This window comes from Novosphingobium sp. SG751A (assembly GCF_013149295.1).
Lineage (GTDB): Bacteria > Pseudomonadota > Alphaproteobacteria > Sphingomonadales > Sphingomonadaceae > Novosphingobium.
Genome location: NZ_JABGCB010000002.1, coordinates 111,334 through 129,044, shown reverse-complemented (window position 1 = coordinate 129,044; position 17,711 = coordinate 111,334). Strand labels below are relative to the sequence as shown.

The window sequence follows — 17,711 nt, the reverse complement described above, 5'->3', positions numbered from 1 at the left end:
CGTTTTGCGGCGCCCTTCTATCAGAAATAATCCCGCATCGCGTGGAAAAACCGGGTCAGCACGCCCAGACCCGCGCCCCCGCCCCGTCCCCCGCGCGCGGGGCCGATGGTGCGGATGTCCTGCGGGTCGGACGCGGCGTAGAGCGCAAGGCCCGCCAGCGTCGAAAAACCGGGCGTGGCATGGGCCTCGGGCAGGCCCTTGAGCAGGCCGTTGGCGGGCCGCCCGATGCGCACCGGCCGCCCCAGCGCCCCTTGGGCAAAGTCAGCCAGCCCCGCCAGTTCGGCACCCCCGCCGGTAAAGACCACCTGCGCGCCCTTTACTCCGGAAAATCCCATTTGTTTGAGGACTTTGGAAATCTCGTCCATCAATGTCGAAAGCTGGGCGGTGATGATGCTGATGAGTTCGGCGCGCGGGATGCGGTTTTTCTCATCGGCGTGGCGCGCCAGTTGGCCGGTGAATTCCTCGCCCGGACCGTGAACGGGAATCATCTCGCGGTGGTCGGCCGGGCTGGCGATGGCCGAACCGTTGACGCATTTGAGGCGCTCGGCCTGGAACCGGCGAATGCCCAAAGCCCCGGCGATGGCATCGGTAATATCGCCCGAACCCATGGGAATCGTGCGCAGTTCGAGCAGCATTCCGGCGATATGGACCGAAACGGTGGTAACTTCCCCGCCGAATTCGACCAAGGCCACCCCCAACTCGCGCTCTTCGGGCGACAGACAGGCCAGCGCGGTCGCCATCGGGCTGGCCACCACCGCCTCCACGTCCAGATGCGCGTTCTGCACCGACTCGGTCAAATTGCGCACCGGCGCGCCATCGGCCAGCATCACATGAATATCCACGCCCAGCCGCTCGGCATGCAGGCCCTTGGGGTTGGTCACGCCATGCGCCCCGTCCAGCGTGTAATGCGCCGGGCTGGCATGCAGCACCATCCGCCCCTCGGGCTGGATCACCTCGCGCGCGCCGATCAACAGCGACTGAATATCATCCGCCTCGATCCGCCGCCCGCCGATCTCGTTTTCGACATGGGCGATCCTGCTGGCCAGCCCGGCGCCCGAACAGCCGACCCACACGCCCGAAACGCTGGTATTGGCCATTTTCTCAGCCCGCTCGATGGCGTCGCGCACGGCATAGGTGGCCGCAGGCATATCGACGACATAGCCGCGCTTCACCCCCTGCGCCGCGCGATGCGCGCTGCCCAGCACCATCAGGTCGCCATTTTCCGCGCGGCCCGCGATCAGCGCCGAAATGCGGAAAGAACCGATATTGACCGCGCCAAACACGCGGGCGATGCGCGGACCGGGCATCAGTGCTTCTCCCCGGTCTTGGCGTGTGGTTTGGCGGCAGTTTTGGCCGTTTCCTTGTGAACCGCTTTCGTCGGCTCTTTATGCACGGGCTTAGCGGTTTCCTTATGGGCCACTTCCTTATGGGCCGCCCCCTTGATGATCGCTTTCACCGGATCCTTATGCGCTTCCCTGGCCGCAGGCTTGGCGGCGGGTTTGGCGGCAGGCTTTGCCGCTTCCTTATGCACCGCCGCAGGCTTGGCCGCCTCCTTGTGCAGCAAAGCCTTGGGCTCGGCTTTGGCCGCAGGCTTCGAGGTCGGTTTAGCCACCGGTTTGACAGGCTCTTTCACAGGCTCTTTGGCGGCCTCCACCTTGGGCGTCTCGCTCTTCACCGCCACCGCCTTGGCCGCCACCGCGCCTGCAACGCCTGCGGCAACAACGCCCGCCACCGGCGCGCCACCCGTGGCCAGGGAGGCGCCCGGATTGGCCGGGTCCACATCGCCGCGCATCCGCATATACATCCGGTCGCCCGTGCGCATGTCAAAAGCCAGCACGCGGCCCCCGATCAGCTGATTCGTGCCGTCCATCCGGGCAAAGGCCTGAAGCGCCTTGGCCCCCGCCTCCACGCCCTCGGGCAGAGCCAACGTCTGGCCGCTCTTGAAGGTCAGGTTCCAGCGGCGATGACCGACCCATTCGGCCTCGGCCACCTGTCCGCGCAGCGCGGGCGCTGCCTCCAAAAGGCTTTCGAGCGCCGCCATCTGCCCCTCGGCCCCCGCGCCCGCCAGCACCAGCAGGCCGCCGATGCGCCCCGGACTGATACCCTGCAATTCATGGCCGGTGGCATCGATCAGCACGAAACTGTCGCTGCCATCCTCATTATGCTGCTTCAACACCGCCTGCGCCTTGCGCTCGGTGATGTCCACGATCAGCGTATCGGGCAATTGCCGCGAGATCCGCGCATCTTCCACCCAGCTGAGCGTCATCAGATCCTGGCGGATGCCCTCAAGGTCGATCCGCGTCATCGACTGACGCCCCTGTGAGCCCAGCACGCGCTCGTAAACCTTCTGCTCGTTCAGCTTCTTGACGCCGTGGATTTCCACCCGGCGCACCGCAAACCCGGCCTGCGTGGCCAGACTGGCCGCGCGCTGTTCGGCCAGCGAGGGCACGCCCGCCAACCCCGCCACCACCCAGAGCAACACCCCCGCTGCCGCCAGAATCAGCACGAGAAAGATCTTGTGCAGCTGCGCCTCGGAAATGGGCAGCATCGCCATCACCTGATCCATCAGCGATCCGGTGCGCGCACGGGCAGCCTCCACCTTGCGGGCGGATTGGGCCTTGGCGGCCACCTTGCGGGCGCTGGCGCCGCCCCGGCGGATGGTCTGGCTCATGACTTAAAGCTTCCCGGCGTCCTTCAAGGCTTCCTCAATAATCGCCTCGACCAAGGTTTCATAATTCATGCCCAGGTAGCGCGCCTGTTCGGGCACGAGGGAGAGCGGCGTCATCCCCGGCTGGGTGTTGATTTCGAGCAGATAGAGGCCGTCCAGCCCCTTCTCATCGTCCCAGCGGAAATCGGACCGGCTGGTGCCCTTGCAGCCAAGGATCTGATGCGCGCGCAGCGCCAGTTCCTTGCACTTTGCCGCGATTTCGTCCGGGATCTGCGCGGGGCAGACATGCTCGGTCAGGCCATCGGTATATTTGGCGTCGAAATCATAGAAGCCGGTCTTGGGCTTCAATTCGGTCACGCACAGCGCCTGATTGCCCATCACGGCGGTCGTCAATTCCAGCCCGCGAATGAATGGCTCGGCCATCAATTCGTCGAAATGCTGCCACGGGCCTTCAACATCGCGCGCAATCGGGTTGCCGTAATTGCCGGTGTCGGTGACGATCGCCACGCCCACGCTCGACCCCTCGGCGGCAGGTTTGAGCACATAGGGGCGCGGCAGAGGGTCGGCCTCGTGCAGTTCCTCCGACTTCACAATCCGCCCGCCCGGCATCGGAATGCCATGCGGCACGAGGAACTGCTTGGTCAGCTCCTTGTCGATCGCAATCGCCGAAGTGGTCAGCCCCGAATGCGTATAGGTCAGACCCAGCAGGTCCATCATCCCCTGCACCGTGCCATCCTCGCCCGGCGTGCCGTGGAGAGCGTTGAACACCACATCGGGCGCCGCGGCGGTCAGAACCTGCGCCACATCGCGGCCCATATCCACGCGCGTCACCTTGTGCCCGCGCGCCTCCAGCGCCTTGGCCACACCCTCGCCGCTCATCAGCGAGACGGGGCGTTCCGACGACCAGCCGCCCATCAGGACCGCGACATGAAGTTTGGGGATGCTCACTTTTCGTTACCCACTCGCTTGATTTCCCATTCAAGGCTCACGCCCGACTGTTCCTTGACCCGGCGGCGCACTTCCTCGCCAAGCGCTTCAATCTCCGCGCTGGTAGCCTCGCCGGTGTTGATCAGGAAATTGGTGTGCTTTTCCGACACCTGCGCCCCGCCAAGGGTCAGCCCCCGGCAACCGGCCCTATCGACCAGTTCCCACGCTTTTCCGCCATCGGGGTTCTTGAACGTGCTGCCCCCGGTCTTGCTGCGCAGGGGTTGGCTGGCCTCGCGCGAGGCGCTGATGCGGTCCATCTCGGCCTGAATGGCCTGCGGATCGCCCGCAACCCCGCGAAACCGCGCCGCCACCACGATGCAGCCATCGACCAGATCGGAATGGCGATAGGTATAGCCCAGCTCGCTCAACGGCAGCGTGGCAATCTCGCCGCTGCGGATCACCACGTCGCAATCGATCAAAATATCCTTGACCTCGCGCCCATAGGCCCCGCCGTTCATCCGCACGAAACCGCCCACCGTGCCGGGGATGCTGCGCAGGAACTCCATCCCTGCGATGCCGCAATCGCGCGCGGTGGAGGACACGAGGATTCCGCTGGCCCCGCCGCCGCATTCCAGCGTCAAGGGTTCAACTTCGCGCACCTGCGCAAAGGCCTTGCCCAGCCGGATCACCACGCCCGGCACCCCGCCATCGCGCACGATCAGGTTCGACCCCAGCCCCAGCGCCATGACCGGCACCGGCGGCGGCAATTGCTCCAGAAAAGCGCAGAGATCGGCGGTATCTTTCGGCTCAAACAGCCATTCAGCCCGCCCGCCGCTCTTGAACCACACCAAAGGGGCCAACGGCGCATTGGCCGTCAGCTTGCCGGAAACCTTGATCTGGCCGACCTGTGGAAACATCAGCGCGCCTTTGCAATCGCATCGGCAAGGCCCGCCGCCCATTTGGTGATATCGCCCGCGCCAAGGCACACGACCATATCGCCCGGCTGCACCTGCGCGGCCAGAGCCTGCGCCAGCGCGTCGGCCCCGCCGATCAGATGGGCGCTGCGATGCCCGCGATCCTTGATCCCCGCCACCAGCGCGCCCGAATCGACGCCCTCAATCGGCGCCTCGCCCGCCGGATAGACCGGGGCGGCATAGACAATATCGGCATCGTTAAAAGCGGCCGCAAAATCATCCATATGGTCGCGCAGGCGCGTAAAGCGATGCGGCTGAACCACGGCAATCACGCGGTTCTGCACGCCTTCGCGCGCGGCGGCCAGAACGGCGCGGATTTCGACCGGATGATGGCCGTAATCGTCGATGATGGTCACGCTCCCGCCATCAAGGGCCACCTCGCCCACCTTGGTGAAGCGCCGCTTGACCCCGCCAAACTTGGCGAAACCGGTGCGGATGATCTCTTCCGACACGCCCATTTCCACCGCCACGGCCACCGCCGCCAGCGCGTTCTGGACATTGTGGCGCCCCGGCATCGGCAATTCGATGCCCTCGATCCGGCGGAACGAACCATCGCGCTGGCGCAGCACGGCGGTAAAGCGGTTGCCGCCAGGATAGGGTGTGACGGCTTCGCCGCGCACATCGGCCTGAGCGCTAAAACCATAGGTGATCACCCGGCGGTCGCGCACCTTGGGGATGATCGCCTGCACCACCGGATGGTCGATGCACAGCACAGCCGCACCATAAAATGGCACGTTTTCAATAAATTCGACAAAGCTGCTCTTCACCCGGTCGAACGAGCCGTAATGGTCGAGATGCTCGGGATCGATGTTGGTGACCACCGCAATCGTGCCGTCCAGACGCAGGAACGAACCGTCGCTCTCGTCCGCCTCGACCACCATCCAGTCGGATGCCCCCAGACGCGCATTCGAACCGTAGCTGTTGATGATCCCGCCGTTGATGACCGTGGGGTCCACCCCGCCCGCATCGAGCAAGGCCGCCACCATCGAGGTCGTCGTCGTCTTGCCATGCGTGCCGGCAATCGCCACCGTGCTTTTCAAACGCATCAGTTCGGCCAGCATTTCGGCGCGCCGGACCACCGGAATGCGCGCCTCAAGGGCGGCCACCACTTCCGGGTTCTCACGCTTCACCGCCGTGGATGTCACCACCACCGCCGCATCGCCGACGTTTTGCGCCGCGTGGCCGATCATCACCTTGATGCCGCGCTTGCGCAAACCTTCGACGACATAGCTTTCGGCAATGTCCGAACCTTGGACGCTATAGCCCAGATTGGCCATCACCTCGGCAATGCCCGACATGCCGATGCCGCCAATGCCGACAAAGTGAATCGTACCAATATCGGTGGCTACACCCTTCACGCAGTCTGCTCCTTAAAACTCACTTCGGCACCGTGTCCTACGCGGATCACATCCATCAAGGGGGCCTGCCCGAATCCTTCGACCAGATCGGCCAGATCGGTCGCGGCATGCGGCCGTCCGCAATTCCACGCCGCATGGGCGGCATTGGCCAACGCCTCGGGGCTCTTGGCAATCGCCTGAATTTGCTTGGCCAATTCGACGGCGGTGAATTTGTCCTGCCGGATCGAGCGGGCGCCGCCCGCGGCCACCATCTCGCGCGTGTTGGCGGCCTGATGATCGTCGGTGGCGATGGGCAGCGGAATGAGGATCGCGGGGCGTCCCACCGCCGTCAGTTCGGCAATCGTGCTGGCCCCGGCGCGCCCGATGAACAGATGCGCATCGGCCAGACGCTCGGCCATATTCTCGAAATAGGTGGCAAGATCGGCGGGAATGTCATGGCCGCGATAGCGCTCGCGCACCGCGTCAATATCCTCAGGCCGACATTGCTGGATCACCTGAAGCCGCGTGCGCAGCGCCGTGGGCAGCATCGCCAGACCATCGGGCACCACCTCGGAGAGCACCCGCGCGCCCTGCGACCCGCCGGTCACCAGCACGCGCAGCAAGCCGTCCTCGCCAAAGGCCGGGAAAGGCTGATCGCGCAGGGTCAGCACCTCCTCGCGCACCGGATTGCCCACCAGCGCCACCTTGTCGGCATATTTGGGGTCCAGCCGGTCCACCTCGGGACAGGCCGTGGCAATCGCCTGAACCCGGCCCGCAAGGAACCGGTTGACCCGGCCCAGCACCGCATTCTGTTCATGGATCACCGCCGGAATGCCCGCCGATGTGGCGGCCATCAGCGCGGGCAGCGCCGGATAGCCGCCAAAGCCAATCACGCAGGCCGGCGCAAAGCTGTCGAACAAGCGCAAAGCCATTGCCCGCCCGGCCCAGATCGCGCGCAGGCCCTTGATCCAGCCGATCGGATTCTTGCCCTGCAACCGCCCGGCGGGCAGCACATGCGCGGTCAGGTAATCGGGCTTGCCCGGAATCGCGGCCCCGCGCTCATCCGTAATCAGCGCCACATGATGGCCGCGCGCGTGCAGTTCGGCCGCCAGCGCAAAGGCCGGGATCAGATGCCCCCCGGTTCCCCCGGCGGCCAGCACATAGTGACGCGAAACTCTCGGTTCGTTCTGATGGGTCATTTAAACAGGCTCAGGATCGCAGGATGCCCTTTAGGAGCAAAGGGATCGCGTTTCAGATAGGGGTTGCGCCTTGTAATGGCCAGCAGGAAGCCGACATTAAGACACAGCGCCAAGGTGGACGACCCGCCATAGGAGATCAACGGCAGGGTCATGCCCTTGGACGGGAAAAGCTGGAGATTGACGAGGATATTGATGAAGGCCTGCCCGCCCAGCTGCGCGACAAGGCCGCTGGCCGCCAGCACGGTGAACAGATCCTCTTCATCCCACAGCCGCAGCAGCACTCGCGCCACCACCGCAAAATACAGCACCACCACCAGCGCGCACATCAGCAGACCGAATTCCTCGCCGATCACCGAAAATATATAATCGGTATGCGCTTCGGGCAGGCCCAGTTTCTTGGTGCCCAGCCACAATCCGCTGCCCGTCCATCCGCCCGCCACCAGCGTGTGGCGCGCAAGGTCCACCTGGTCAAAGGCCGTGCCGCCGCCAAGGAAGGCGTCGATGCGATGGCGTCCGTTCTCGTAAAACGCATAGGCCGCGCCCAGCAAGGCCACGCCGCCGCCGATCACCCCCAGCACCCAGCGCACCGGCAGGCCAGCAATCAGCATCATCACAAACCACACCGCGCCAAACAGCACCGCCGAACCGAAATCGGGCTGAAGCATCAGCAGCGCGCCCACCAGCCCCATGATCCCGGTACAGATCAGCATCACCGGCATACGCGGATCGCGCAGCTTCCACGAGATCACCCAGGCCAGCGTGATGGCAAAGGCGGGCTTGAGAAATTCGGAAGGCTGCAAGGAAATGCCCAGATTGAGCCAGCGCTTCGCGCCGTTCACGCTCGTGCCCACAATCGGCACCAGCATCAGCCCCACCATCATCGCCACGCCCAGCACGATGCCGCAGCGCCGCGCCATCTCGCGGTTCAACCGCGATGCGCCCAGCATCGCCACCAGCCCCAGCATCTGCCAGCGGATATGCTGAACAAAGAAGTGGAGATCATCCAGCTTGACCTTGGCCGTCGACAGGCGCCGCGCGCTGGCCGGGCTGGCCGCCGCCACCGCCAGCGTGCCCAGCGCCATCAGCGCCAGCACCAGAACCAGCAGCACCCGGTCGATCTCGCGCCACCATACGATCCAGTCGGTGCGCCGTGTCTTGCGCTGTTTGGCCCCGCCCCGCGAACCGGGGACATAGCGGGCCGGATCTTCATGGGGCAGGCTGGCCATCAACCGTCTCCATTTTCAGGGGCCGTCAACACCTCGACAATCTGGCGGAAGGCCTCGCCGCGCGCCTCGTAATCGCGGAACTGATCGAAACTGGCGCAGGCAGGCGAGAGCAGCACAACGTCGCCCGGCTGCGCGGCCTCGCGCGCCAGACGAATCGCCTCGCACATCATTTCTGCGCGGGCCACCGGCATATAGGGATCGAGGATCTCGGCAAAGCGCGCGCCCGCATCGCCAATCGTATAGGCCGCGGCAATATTGCCGAACCACGGCGCGCATTCGTCCAGATCGTCGCCCTTGGGCAATCCGCCGCAGATCCAGTGGATGCGCTTATGCCCATCGGCAGGCGGGAAAGCGGCCAGCGCGGGCGCGGTCGAGGCCGGGTTGGTGGCCTTGGAATCGTTGATGAACAGCACACCGCCCGCCTGCCCCACCCGCTCCATGCGATGCGGCAGGCCGACAAAGCTCTTCAGCCCCGCCTCGATGGTGGCGTCATCCACGCCCAGCGCGCGCACGGCGGCCACGGCGGCCTGCGCATTGGCGCGGTTATGCGGGCCCTGCAGGCTTGGCCAGTCGGCCTGCTGGCCCGGCAGATCCACCCCGTCGATAAACTGGAAAGGCTGACTCTCGGGCGCGAAACGCAGGATGTCATCCTCCATCTCGGCGGCATAATCGATGATCGCCAGATGGCCCATCGCCTGCATCCCGAACAGCCGCGCCTTGGAGGCGACATAGCCGGCATAGCCTTCATAGCGATCAAGATGATCGGGCGAGAGATTGAGGCACATGGCCACCTCGCAATCGAGGCTCTGCGTCAGGTCGATCTGATAGGAGGACAGTTCCAGCACATAGACGCCCCCGGATGCCAACGGGTCCTGCCCCAGAATCGGCAGGCCGATATTGCCCCCCATCAATACGGGAATGCCCGCCGCCTCGATCAGATGGCGCGTCAGGGCCGTGGTGGTCGATTTGCCGTTGGTGCCGGTGATGCCCACCACCTTATGCGCGGGCAGCCATGCGCGGCATTGCGCAAACAATTCGATGTCGCAGACCAGCGGCGCCCCGCCCGCGCGCGCCGCATCGGCAATCGGATGGCGGTTGATCGGCACGCCGGGCGATACGACCACGCCGTCATAGCCCTTCAGATCCGCCGCAACCGGATCGGCAAAACTCAGCCGCCCCTGCTCCACGGCATCGGGATGGGCGGCGGCGGCGGCGGCGCGCGGCTCCTCCTTGGCGTCCCACGCCGTCACGGCGGCCCCGCCCGCCAGCAGCGAGGCCAAAGCCGCCTGCCCGCTGCGCGCCAGCCCCAGCAAGGCATAGCGTCTGCCCGCAAAGGCGCCGGTCGAGGCGGGCGCGGTAATCATCGCACCTTCAGCGTCGAAAGGCCGATCAGCGCCAGAATGATCGACACGATCCAGAAGCGGATCACCACGGTGGGTTCGGCCCAGCCTTTTTGTTCAAAGTGATGGTGGATGGGCGCCATGCGGAAAACCCTCTTGCCGGTGCGCTTGTACCAGAACACCTGCACGATCACCGAGACAGCCTCCAGCACGAAAAGGCCACCCACAATGCCCAGCACGATCTCGTGATGGCTGGCCACGGCAATCGCACCCAGCGCCCCGCCCAGAGCCAGCGATCCGGTATCACCCATGAACACGGCGGCCGGCGGCGCGTTAAACCACAGGAAAGCCAGCCCGCCCCCCATGATCGCGGCACAGAAAATGGCCAGATCGCCCGCGCGCGGCACATGGGGAATGCCCAGATATCCGGCATAGTCCACGCGGCCAACCAGATAGGCGATGATCGCAAAGGTGCCCGCCGCGATGATGACCGGCATCGTGGCCAGCCCGTCCAGCCCGTCGGTCAGGTTCACCGCATTGCCCGCGCCCACGATGACAAAGGCGGAAAACAGGAAATAGATCGGCCCCAGCGGCACATAGACCTTGCTGAAGAAGGGCAGATAGAGGTCGGTCTTGCCGATATGGGCAACCATGATCCAGCTGGCCACGCCCGCCACCAGAAATTCGCCGATCAGCCGCGCCTTGCTCGAAACGCCCGCCGTCGAACGCTTCGTCACCTTGTCATAATCGTCAAGGAAACCGATCAGGCCAAAGCCCGCCGTCACCGCGATGCAGGCCCAGACCAGCGGGTTGGACAGATCCATCCACAAAAAGACCGAGCCCATCAGCGCGATCAGGATCATCAGGCCGCCCATCGTGGGCGTGCCGCGCTTGGCCAGATGGGTCTTGGGCCCGTCCTCGCGGATCGGTTGCCCCTTGCCCTGCTTCATGCGCAGCATGTCGATGAAACGCGGGCCGATCACCAGACCGATCAGCAGCGCCGTGGCCAGAGCCGCGCCCGCGCGAAAGGTCTGATAGCGGATAAGGTTCGCCAGACCGGGAAAATGAAACCATTGGGCAAGCAGATAGAGCATGGCGACCCGTCAATTCGTGGTTTGGCACAGCGTGGCGACCAGCGACCCCAGCCCCACCGAGTTTGATCCTTTGACAAGCACCGCATCGCCCTGCGCCAACCCAAAGTCAGCCAGAGCCTTGCCGGCCTCTTGCGCGTTCCTGCAATGGGCGAAGGGGATGGGCTTGCCAAGCGCGCCGGGGCCGGATTTCCCCAGTTCCTGCGCCAAAGCGGCCATTTCATCGCCCACCAGCACCGCATAATCGACTTTGGCCGCCACCATCGGTTCGACCAGCGCGGCATGAAGCGCCGGGCCAAAATCGCCCAGTTCCTTCATCGCACCCAGCACCGCGATCCGCCGCTTGGCCGGTTCGCCCCCCAGCACTGAGAGCGAGGCGCGCATCGAGGCCGGATTGGCATTATAGCTTTCATCGATCAGCAGCGCCTTGCCGCCATCGGCCAGCTCGATCCCGCTGCGCATGCCGCGCCCGGCCAGCCCCTGCATCTCGGCCAGCGCGAGGCCCGTCGCGCCCAGATCGCCGCCCACCGCGCGCACCGCCGCCACCACGGCCAGCGAGTTCAGCACCCAATGGTCGCCCGGCATCGAGACCGAATAGCACAGCCGCGAATCGCCAAGATCCACCGTCACCAGCGTGCCGCCCAGCATGCCCGACAAGGCATCGAGCAGGCGGATGTCCGAATGCGGCGCCCGGCCATAGGACATGACCTGCGCCCCGCAGGCGATGGCGGCGGCGCGCAGGCGTTCGTAATGGGGAATATCGGCCGGGATGATGGCAATCCCGCCCTCATGCCCTTCAAAACCCTGCAGGCCTTCAAAGATCTCGGCCTTGGCGTCGGCAATCGCCTCCTCGCTGCCCAGATTTTCGATATGGGCGGGCGCGATCGTGGTGATCACCGCCACATGCGGGCGGGCCAGCGCGGTCAGTTCGCGGATCTCGCCCGCATGGTTCATGCCCATTTCGAAAATGCCGTAGAGCGTGCGCTGCGGCATCCGCGTCATGCTCAAAGGCACGCCGACATGGTTGTTATAGCTTTTGACGCTGCGATGGGCGCGGCCATGGCTGGAACGCTCCAGCGCGGCAAAGATCGCCTCTTTCACGCTGGTCTTGCCCACAGAGCCGGTCACGCCGATCACGCGGGCTTCGGGCAGGATGCGATTGCGGGCGGCGCGGGCCAGCGCCTGAAGCGCGGCAAAGCTGTCCTTGACCAGCACGTGAGGCCGGTCAATCGGCTGCTCCACCACAGCCGCCACCGCGCCCAGTTCGAACGCCTTGTCGAGGAACTTGTGCCCGTCCATCGCCTCGCCGCGCATGGCAAAGAACAGGCCGCCTTCCACGATTTCACGCGAATCGGTGGCGACATTGGAAATCTGCGCCTCGCCAAAGGCCTCGCCGCCCGTGGCTGCGGCCACCTCGGCCAAAGTCCAGAGCGCCAAAGGCTGTCCGTCCTCTGCCGTCACCGGCCATTCCCGCAGTTTCGCTTTTGCCGCCATTATACTTTCTCCCCGGCCGCTTCACGCGCCACGGTCACATCATCAAAAGGCAGGACACGCACATCAGGCCCGCGCCCGATGATCTGTCCCTGCTCATGCCCTTTGCCCGCGATGAGCAGGATGTCATCCCTTTTCGCCCGGGCTGTCCCCTGAAAAATCGCCTCGCGCCGGTCGCCGATCTCGATCAGGCGCTGCGGCGCCCCCGCGATCACGGCCCTGCGGATGGCCGCCGGGTCCTCGCCGCGCGGGTTGTCGTCGGTGACGATGGCGATGTCGGCCTGCTCGCCCACGATGGTTCCCATCGGTGCGCGCTTGCCCGCATCGCGGTCGCCCCCGGCGCCGAATACCACGATCAGCCGCCCCTTCGTATGCGGGCGCAGCGCAGCAATCGCGGCCTCCAGCGCATCGGGCGTATGGGCATAATCGACATAGGCCGGTGCGCCCGCCGCATTGATCGCCGCGCGCTCCAGCCGCCCGCGCACCGGGGTCAGACGACCCAACGCGTCAAACACCTGCGCCGGGTTCAAACCGCCGGCCAAAGCCAGTCCGGCGGCCACCAGCGCATTGGCCGCCTGATAGGCCCCGATCAGCGGCAGGTTGATCCGCCGCTCGACGCCCTCATGCACAACCGTCAACACCTGCCCCAAAGGCCCCGGCTCGCGGCGGATCAGACGGATCACATCCCCTTCCTCGCCCACCGTGATCAGGCGCAGACCGCGCGCGCGGACATGGGCGATGGCCCGCTCGCTCCAGGCATCATCGGCCCAGACCACCGCCGATCCGCCATCAACCACAACCTCGTCGAACAGGCGCATCTTGGCGGCGAAATAGTCCTCCATCGTCGCGTGATAATCGAGATGGTCGCGCGAAAGGTTGGTAAAGGCCCCCGCCATCACGCGCGGCCCCTCGCTGCGATATTGCGACAGACCGTGGCTCGAGGCCTCATAGGCGACATGGCTGACGCCTTCGCGCGCAAGACCCGCCAGATTGGCAAGGAAGGTCACGATGTCGGGTGTGGTGAGGCCCGTATAGGTCGTCTCATCCGCCGTGGTGATGCCCAGCGTGCCGATGCTGGCCGCGCTGTGCCCGGCCATGCGCCAGATCTGGCGCAGCATTTCCACGGTGCTGGTCTTGCCGTTGGTGCCCGTTACGGCCATCAGAGTTTCGGGCAGCGGCGCATAGAAAGGCGCGGCCAGACGCGCAAAGGCCCGGCGCGGATTATCATCGACCAGCGCCACCGCGCCCGCCGCCTCGATCGCGCCGCGCGCCTCGGGCCGGGCCACCACGGCCACCGCCCCAGCCTTGACCGCCTGCGCGATAAAATCCTCGCCATTGACGGTGGCGCCAACAAATGCGCCGAACACATTGCCCGGCGCAACCTTGCGATTATCAATGGCAAAGCCGGTGACGTCTATGTCACCGGCTTCCACCTTGTTTCCACCTTGGATCAGGTCGGCTAATCTCATTCGCCGTCTCCATTGGCGATCAGCGGGGCAATGTCGCTGATATCAATGTCGCGCGTGGCATCGGGCATCACGCCCAGCAAGGGGCCGATGCGCGGAATCACCCGGCCCACGATGGGCGCTGCATTCCATGCGGCGGTTCGTTGAAAACTGGTGGCGGCGTTGGCCTTGGGCTGGTCCAGCGTGGCGATCACCACATAGCGCGGGCGGTCCATCGGAAAGGCGGCGGCAAAGGTGGCCACCACGCGGTCGTGGTGATAGCCCTGCGCGTCGCCGATTTCGGCGGTGCCGGTCTTGCCGCCGACCCGGTATCCCACGGCATTGGCGCTGCGCCCGGTGCCCACATCCACGATCGAGCGCAGCAACTGGCGCATGCGCGCGCTGGTCGATGCCTGCCATACGCGGCGGCCGGCGGCGGCCTGACCCGGCGCGATCTTCTGCAAGGTGGCCGGGCGCCAGATCCCGCCATTGACCATCGCGGCATAGGCGCTGGCCAGATGGATCGGAGTGATTGAAAAGCCATGGCCATAAGAGGCCGTGACCGTGGTGACGCGCGACCACACGCCGTTGCGGTCGCCGCGCGGCCAGCTGGGCCGTCCGCGCGCGGGCAGCTCGATATAGGGCCGCTCGGAAAAGCCCAGCGCCTTGAGCGTGGTCTGCATCCTTTGCGCGCCCAACTGGTCACCCACCTGCGCCAGCACGATGTTGCTCGAATGGATCAGCGCCTCGATGATGTTCAGGCTGGCGCCGTAATTCTCGTGGTCATGCACGGTGATCCCGGCGATTTCCAGCGGATGGTCCGCCGGATAGCGCCGCGCCAGATTGGTGATGATCCCCGCATCAATCGCGCTGGCCACGGTGATCGGCTTCATCACGCTGCCCAGCTCATAGGTCTGGTTGGTGGCGCGGTTGAAAATATTGGCCTGCTTGGTCGGATCGCTGTCGGAAATATCCTGCGGGCGCAGGGCGTTGGGGTTAAAGCTGGGCAGCGAGGCCAGCGCCATCACTTCGCCCGTGTCCACATCCATCACGATGCCCGCCGCGCCCTTGGCCTGTGCGCGGGTCATGCCCCACATCAATTCATCCTCGAGCGCGCCCTGAACCCGCGCGTCGATGGAGAGGACAGCGGGCGCACCGCGCGTCGCCGGATCGGTCAACTGCTTTTGGAAAACCGCCTCCATGCCGACCTGGCCCAGCCCCTTGCTGTCGACATAGCCCAGAATATGGGCCGCCATCGTGCCTTGGGGATAGTAACGCTCGGCCTCACGCGGGAATTCCAGCGCCGGTTCGCCCAGCGCGTGGATCTTGTTCGCCTCTTCAGGCAGGATGCGGCGGCGCAGATAGCCCGCCTTGCCCGAAGCAAGGCGCCGGGTCAGTTCCTCGACATCCTCATCGGGAAAAATGCGGACGAGCGCGGCGGCCAGATCGGCGGGCGAACGCACCAGCGGCGAGCCGTCGCCCATGGCATGGGGGTTGAACCAGAGCGCATAGGCCGGAAAGGCGCGCGCCAGCGGCACGCCGTTGCGATCAAGAATATCGCCCCGGTCGGGCAGCCCCGCCGTCCCCTCTCCGCCCGGACGCCCCGGATCGGAAAGGCCCAGATGCGCGATGCGCAGCAGCGCCAGAAGCAGCAGCATGGCAAAACCCACCAGCACCCAGAGCGCGCGAAACCGCGCCTGCGCCAGCGCCAGCGCGCGCACATTCTTGAGCACGCGGGCCTTTTCCGGGCCCTGCCCTTGCAAAGTGACGCCTTTATCCGCCATGCCCGCCGCTGCCAGTATGCTCATTCACGATGCCCCGCATTTTGCCCCGCCCGCCCGGAAAAGCGAGCCAGATGCTCGGAGATATCCTCGGATTTCTTTGCCTTCTTCGCGCCCGGTGTCGCGACCGCCGGTTCCGGCTTGGCGCCCATGCCCAGCGCGGCGAAGGGCGAGGTGGGCTTGGCCTCCACCGCCATCATCGTGCGCACCGAGGCATTGACCGCATCGGCCGAAGCCACGCGGATCGGATCGGGCGCATCGGGCGAACGCGGCTTGCCAAGGGCGGCGAGCTGACGCTCGCTTTCCAGATATTGTCCGACCGTGGGCGCGCTGTAGCCAAAGTCCACATCGTTGAAGGCTTTAAGCTGCTGCTGGCTGGCGCGCGTCTCGAACTCGGTTTCGAGGAACAGCTTTTCCTGCTTCAACTGCGTGATCTGTCGCTCGGCCAGCCGCACCTGACTTTTCACCGCATTGACGCGGAACGTCAGCGCCAGCGTCAGGGCAAGGCAAATCACCAGGGTCATGCCCCAGCCGATCGTGTGCATGCGATCACGGGTCAGATTCACGGGCGCCTCCGGGAGACAGCAGGACGAGCGGGAACATCGGTGCGCGTGGCAAAGCGCAAAGTGGCCGAACGCGCGCGGGGGTTGCGGTTCAACTCCACCTCGCCCGCGCGAATGGCTTTGGAAATATGGCTGTAGACAGCAGGAGCCGCGCTTGCGGCGACCGGCATATAGCGCGAGGTGGCACTGGCCACGCCGCTGGCATCCTTGAAGAACTGCTTGACGATGCGGTCCTCGAGGCTGTGAAAACTGACGATGGCCAGACGCCCGCCGGGATTGAGCAGGCTCTCGGCAGTGGCCAGCAGAGCCTCCAGTTCGCCCAGCTCATCGTTCACATGGATGCGGATCGCCTGAAAGCTGCGCGTGGCCGGGTCCTTGGGCGCGCCCGGCTTGTAGCCCAGCGCGCGGCGCACGACATTGGCCAGTTGCCCGGTGGTTTCAAGCGGGCGCGCGGCGACGATGGCGCGGGCGATGCGGCGCGACTGGCGCTCCTCGGCGTAATTATAGAGGACGTTGGCGATCTCTTCCTCAGCCGCCTCGTTGCAGAAATCGGCCGCGCTGGGCCCTTCCTGCGACATGCGCATGTCCAGAGGCCCATCGCTGGAAAAGGCAAAGCCGCGGCCCTGCTGGTCAAGCTGCATCGAGGACACGCCAATATCGGCCACCAACCCGTCAATCGCGCTCACGCCCGCCTGCGCCAGCGCATCGCCAACTTCCGAAAAGCGGCGCGGATGCAGGATCAGCCGGTCATAACCGGCGCCCCATTCGCGCGCGGCGGCAATCGCATCGGGGTCGCGGTCAAACGCATGGACCGTGGCCCCCGCCGCCAGCAGCGCGCGCGTATAGCCGCCCGCGCCCAGCGTGGCATCGACGATGACCTTGCCCGAAAAATCAAGCGAGCCTGCCGGATCCAACGCGCCGATGACCTCATCGAGCAGCACCGGAATATGCGGGGCATCATGCGGGATCGCAGCCAGAAGGCTCATTTGCGCGCCCTCCCGCCCGCTGCGGCCAGATAGCTCTCGCAGCTCGCCTTGGGCCCGATCCATTCATCGCCCGCCATCGCCATCAGCACTTCGGGCGACCACAGCGTGAAATAGTCCATCGTACCGTGGATATAGAGCCCATCCGTGATCGAAGCCTGGGCGCGCATGTGCGCGGGCAGGATAAAGCGGCCCGAATTGTCAAAGGCCACGCGCGTCAGATTGCCAAAGACCAACGCATCACGCGCCCGGGTAGAGGGGCGACCGGCGGCCACATCGGCGGCATGCTTCACACGGATTTCCTCGGCAAGCTGGTTTCGATAGGACGTGCCGCAGGCGAACAGACAGGGCCATTCTTCATGGCGGGCCACCAGCATCTCGTTAATGTTGTCGCTGGCCTCGGCCACGATCTTGCGGATGTCGGCAGGCAGGACGAAGCGCTCCTTGTCGCCCTTCGGCGAGAAGCCCTGTCCCATATAAATGACCGGGAAACCAGTCACCCCACCCACTACCTTTGCGAAGAAAGCCCCACCAATTGGGCAAAGCTTCGCCGATTGCCGCAGCGCCAAGGCCACGCCAAACCCCCGCAAAAGGACGGCTGAAACTCTACCCGATGATCATGTTCTATCGCGGAGTCTGCGGGCGGGAAAGGGACTTTGCGGGAAAATCTGCCACTTTGTGGAAAA

Annotated in this window: 15 protein-coding genes; all 15 read right to left on the bottom strand. The window is 65.3% G+C overall.

The annotated features are described in order from the left end of the window. Positions 1 to 20: 20 nt before the first annotated feature. Genes ftsA through FHW96_RS26460 form a run of 15 tightly spaced genes read right to left on the bottom strand, consistent with a single transcriptional unit; the run spans position 21 to position 17,534 of the window. On the bottom strand, positions 21 to 1,307 hold the full coding sequence (gene ftsA, locus FHW96_RS03020) for a cell division protein FtsA (RefSeq protein ID WP_172339083.1): 1,287 nt from the start codon (positions 1,305 to 1,307) through the stop codon (positions 21 to 23). Beyond that, positions 1,307 to 2,671, bottom strand: coding sequence for a cell division protein FtsQ/DivIB (locus FHW96_RS26580; RefSeq protein WP_216650750.1), 1,365 nt, complete (start codon positions 2,669 to 2,671; stop codon positions 1,307 to 1,309). The genes ftsA and FHW96_RS26580 overlap by 1 nt, the downstream gene beginning before the upstream one ends. A gap of 3 nt (positions 2,672 to 2,674) precedes the next feature. Next, a complete protein-coding gene (locus FHW96_RS03005; protein ID WP_172339082.1) occupies positions 2,675 to 3,616 on the bottom strand; it encodes a D-alanine--D-alanine ligase in 942 nt (313 codons plus the stop codon). Further along, positions 3,613 to 4,512 carry a UDP-N-acetylmuramate dehydrogenase gene (gene murB / locus FHW96_RS03000; protein ID WP_172339081.1) on the bottom strand — a complete coding sequence of 300 codons (900 nt, stop codon included), beginning with the start codon at positions 4,510 to 4,512 and terminating at the stop codon, positions 3,613 to 3,615. Before murB ends, FHW96_RS03005 begins: the two co-directional genes overlap by 4 nt. Continuing rightward, positions 4,512 to 5,927 carry a UDP-N-acetylmuramate--L-alanine ligase gene (gene murC, locus FHW96_RS02995; RefSeq protein WP_172339080.1) on the bottom strand — a complete coding sequence of 472 codons (1,416 nt, stop codon included), beginning with the start codon at positions 5,925 to 5,927 and terminating at the stop codon, positions 4,512 to 4,514. The genes murB and murC overlap by 1 nt, the downstream gene beginning before the upstream one ends. Continuing rightward, positions 5,924 to 7,105: an undecaprenyldiphospho-muramoylpentapeptide beta-N-acetylglucosaminyltransferase gene (murG, locus tag FHW96_RS02990; protein ID WP_172339079.1), complete on the bottom strand. Its 1,182-nt coding sequence runs from the start codon at positions 7,103 to 7,105 to the stop codon at positions 5,924 to 5,926. The genes murC and murG overlap by 4 nt, the downstream gene beginning before the upstream one ends. Next, positions 7,102 to 8,331, bottom strand: a complete 1,230-nt coding sequence (locus tag FHW96_RS02985; RefSeq protein WP_172339078.1) for an FtsW/RodA/SpoVE family cell cycle protein — start codon at positions 8,329 to 8,331, stop codon at positions 7,102 to 7,104. The genes murG and FHW96_RS02985 overlap by 4 nt, the downstream gene beginning before the upstream one ends. After that, the gene (gene murD, locus FHW96_RS02980) at positions 8,331 to 9,695 is read right to left on the bottom strand and encodes a UDP-N-acetylmuramoyl-L-alanine--D-glutamate ligase (RefSeq protein ID WP_172339077.1); all 1,365 of its coding nucleotides are present in this window, start codon (positions 9,693 to 9,695) and stop codon (positions 8,331 to 8,333) included. Before murD ends, FHW96_RS02985 begins: the two co-directional genes overlap by 1 nt. Further along, complete coding sequence (mraY, locus tag FHW96_RS02975) at positions 9,692 to 10,765, bottom strand: phospho-N-acetylmuramoyl-pentapeptide-transferase (RefSeq protein WP_172339076.1); 1,074 nt, start codon at positions 10,763 to 10,765, stop codon at positions 9,692 to 9,694. The genes murD and mraY overlap by 4 nt, the downstream gene beginning before the upstream one ends. Positions 10,766 to 10,774: 9 nt before the next feature. Continuing rightward, the gene (gene murF, locus FHW96_RS02970) at positions 10,775 to 12,256 is read right to left on the bottom strand and encodes a UDP-N-acetylmuramoyl-tripeptide--D-alanyl-D-alanine ligase (RefSeq protein WP_172339075.1); all 1,482 of its coding nucleotides are present in this window, start codon (positions 12,254 to 12,256) and stop codon (positions 10,775 to 10,777) included. After that, the gene (locus FHW96_RS02965; RefSeq protein ID WP_172339074.1) at positions 12,256 to 13,722 is read right to left on the bottom strand and encodes a UDP-N-acetylmuramoyl-L-alanyl-D-glutamate--2,6-diaminopimelate ligase; all 1,467 of its coding nucleotides are present in this window, start codon (positions 13,720 to 13,722) and stop codon (positions 12,256 to 12,258) included. Before FHW96_RS02965 ends, murF begins: the two co-directional genes overlap by 1 nt. After that, a complete protein-coding gene (locus tag FHW96_RS02960) occupies positions 13,719 to 15,482 on the bottom strand; it encodes a penicillin-binding protein 2 (protein ID WP_172339330.1) in 1,764 nt (587 codons plus the stop codon). Before FHW96_RS02960 ends, FHW96_RS02965 begins: the two co-directional genes overlap by 4 nt. Before the next feature lie 20 nt (positions 15,483 to 15,502). Beyond that, the gene (locus tag FHW96_RS02955; protein ID WP_172339073.1) at positions 15,503 to 16,045 is read right to left on the bottom strand and encodes a hypothetical protein; all 543 of its coding nucleotides are present in this window, start codon (positions 16,043 to 16,045) and stop codon (positions 15,503 to 15,505) included. Continuing rightward, positions 16,042 to 17,028 carry a 16S rRNA (cytosine(1402)-N(4))-methyltransferase RsmH gene (rsmH, locus tag FHW96_RS02950; protein ID WP_172339072.1) on the bottom strand — a complete coding sequence of 329 codons (987 nt, stop codon included), beginning with the start codon at positions 17,026 to 17,028 and terminating at the stop codon, positions 16,042 to 16,044. Before rsmH ends, FHW96_RS02955 begins: the two co-directional genes overlap by 4 nt. Then, positions 17,025 to 17,534 (bottom strand): division/cell wall cluster transcriptional repressor MraZ, encoded by a 510-nt coding sequence (locus tag FHW96_RS26460; RefSeq protein WP_172339071.1) that lies wholly within the window; start codon positions 17,532 to 17,534, stop codon positions 17,025 to 17,027. The genes rsmH and FHW96_RS26460 overlap by 4 nt, the downstream gene beginning before the upstream one ends. Between the last annotated feature and the right edge of the window lie 177 nt (positions 17,535 to 17,711).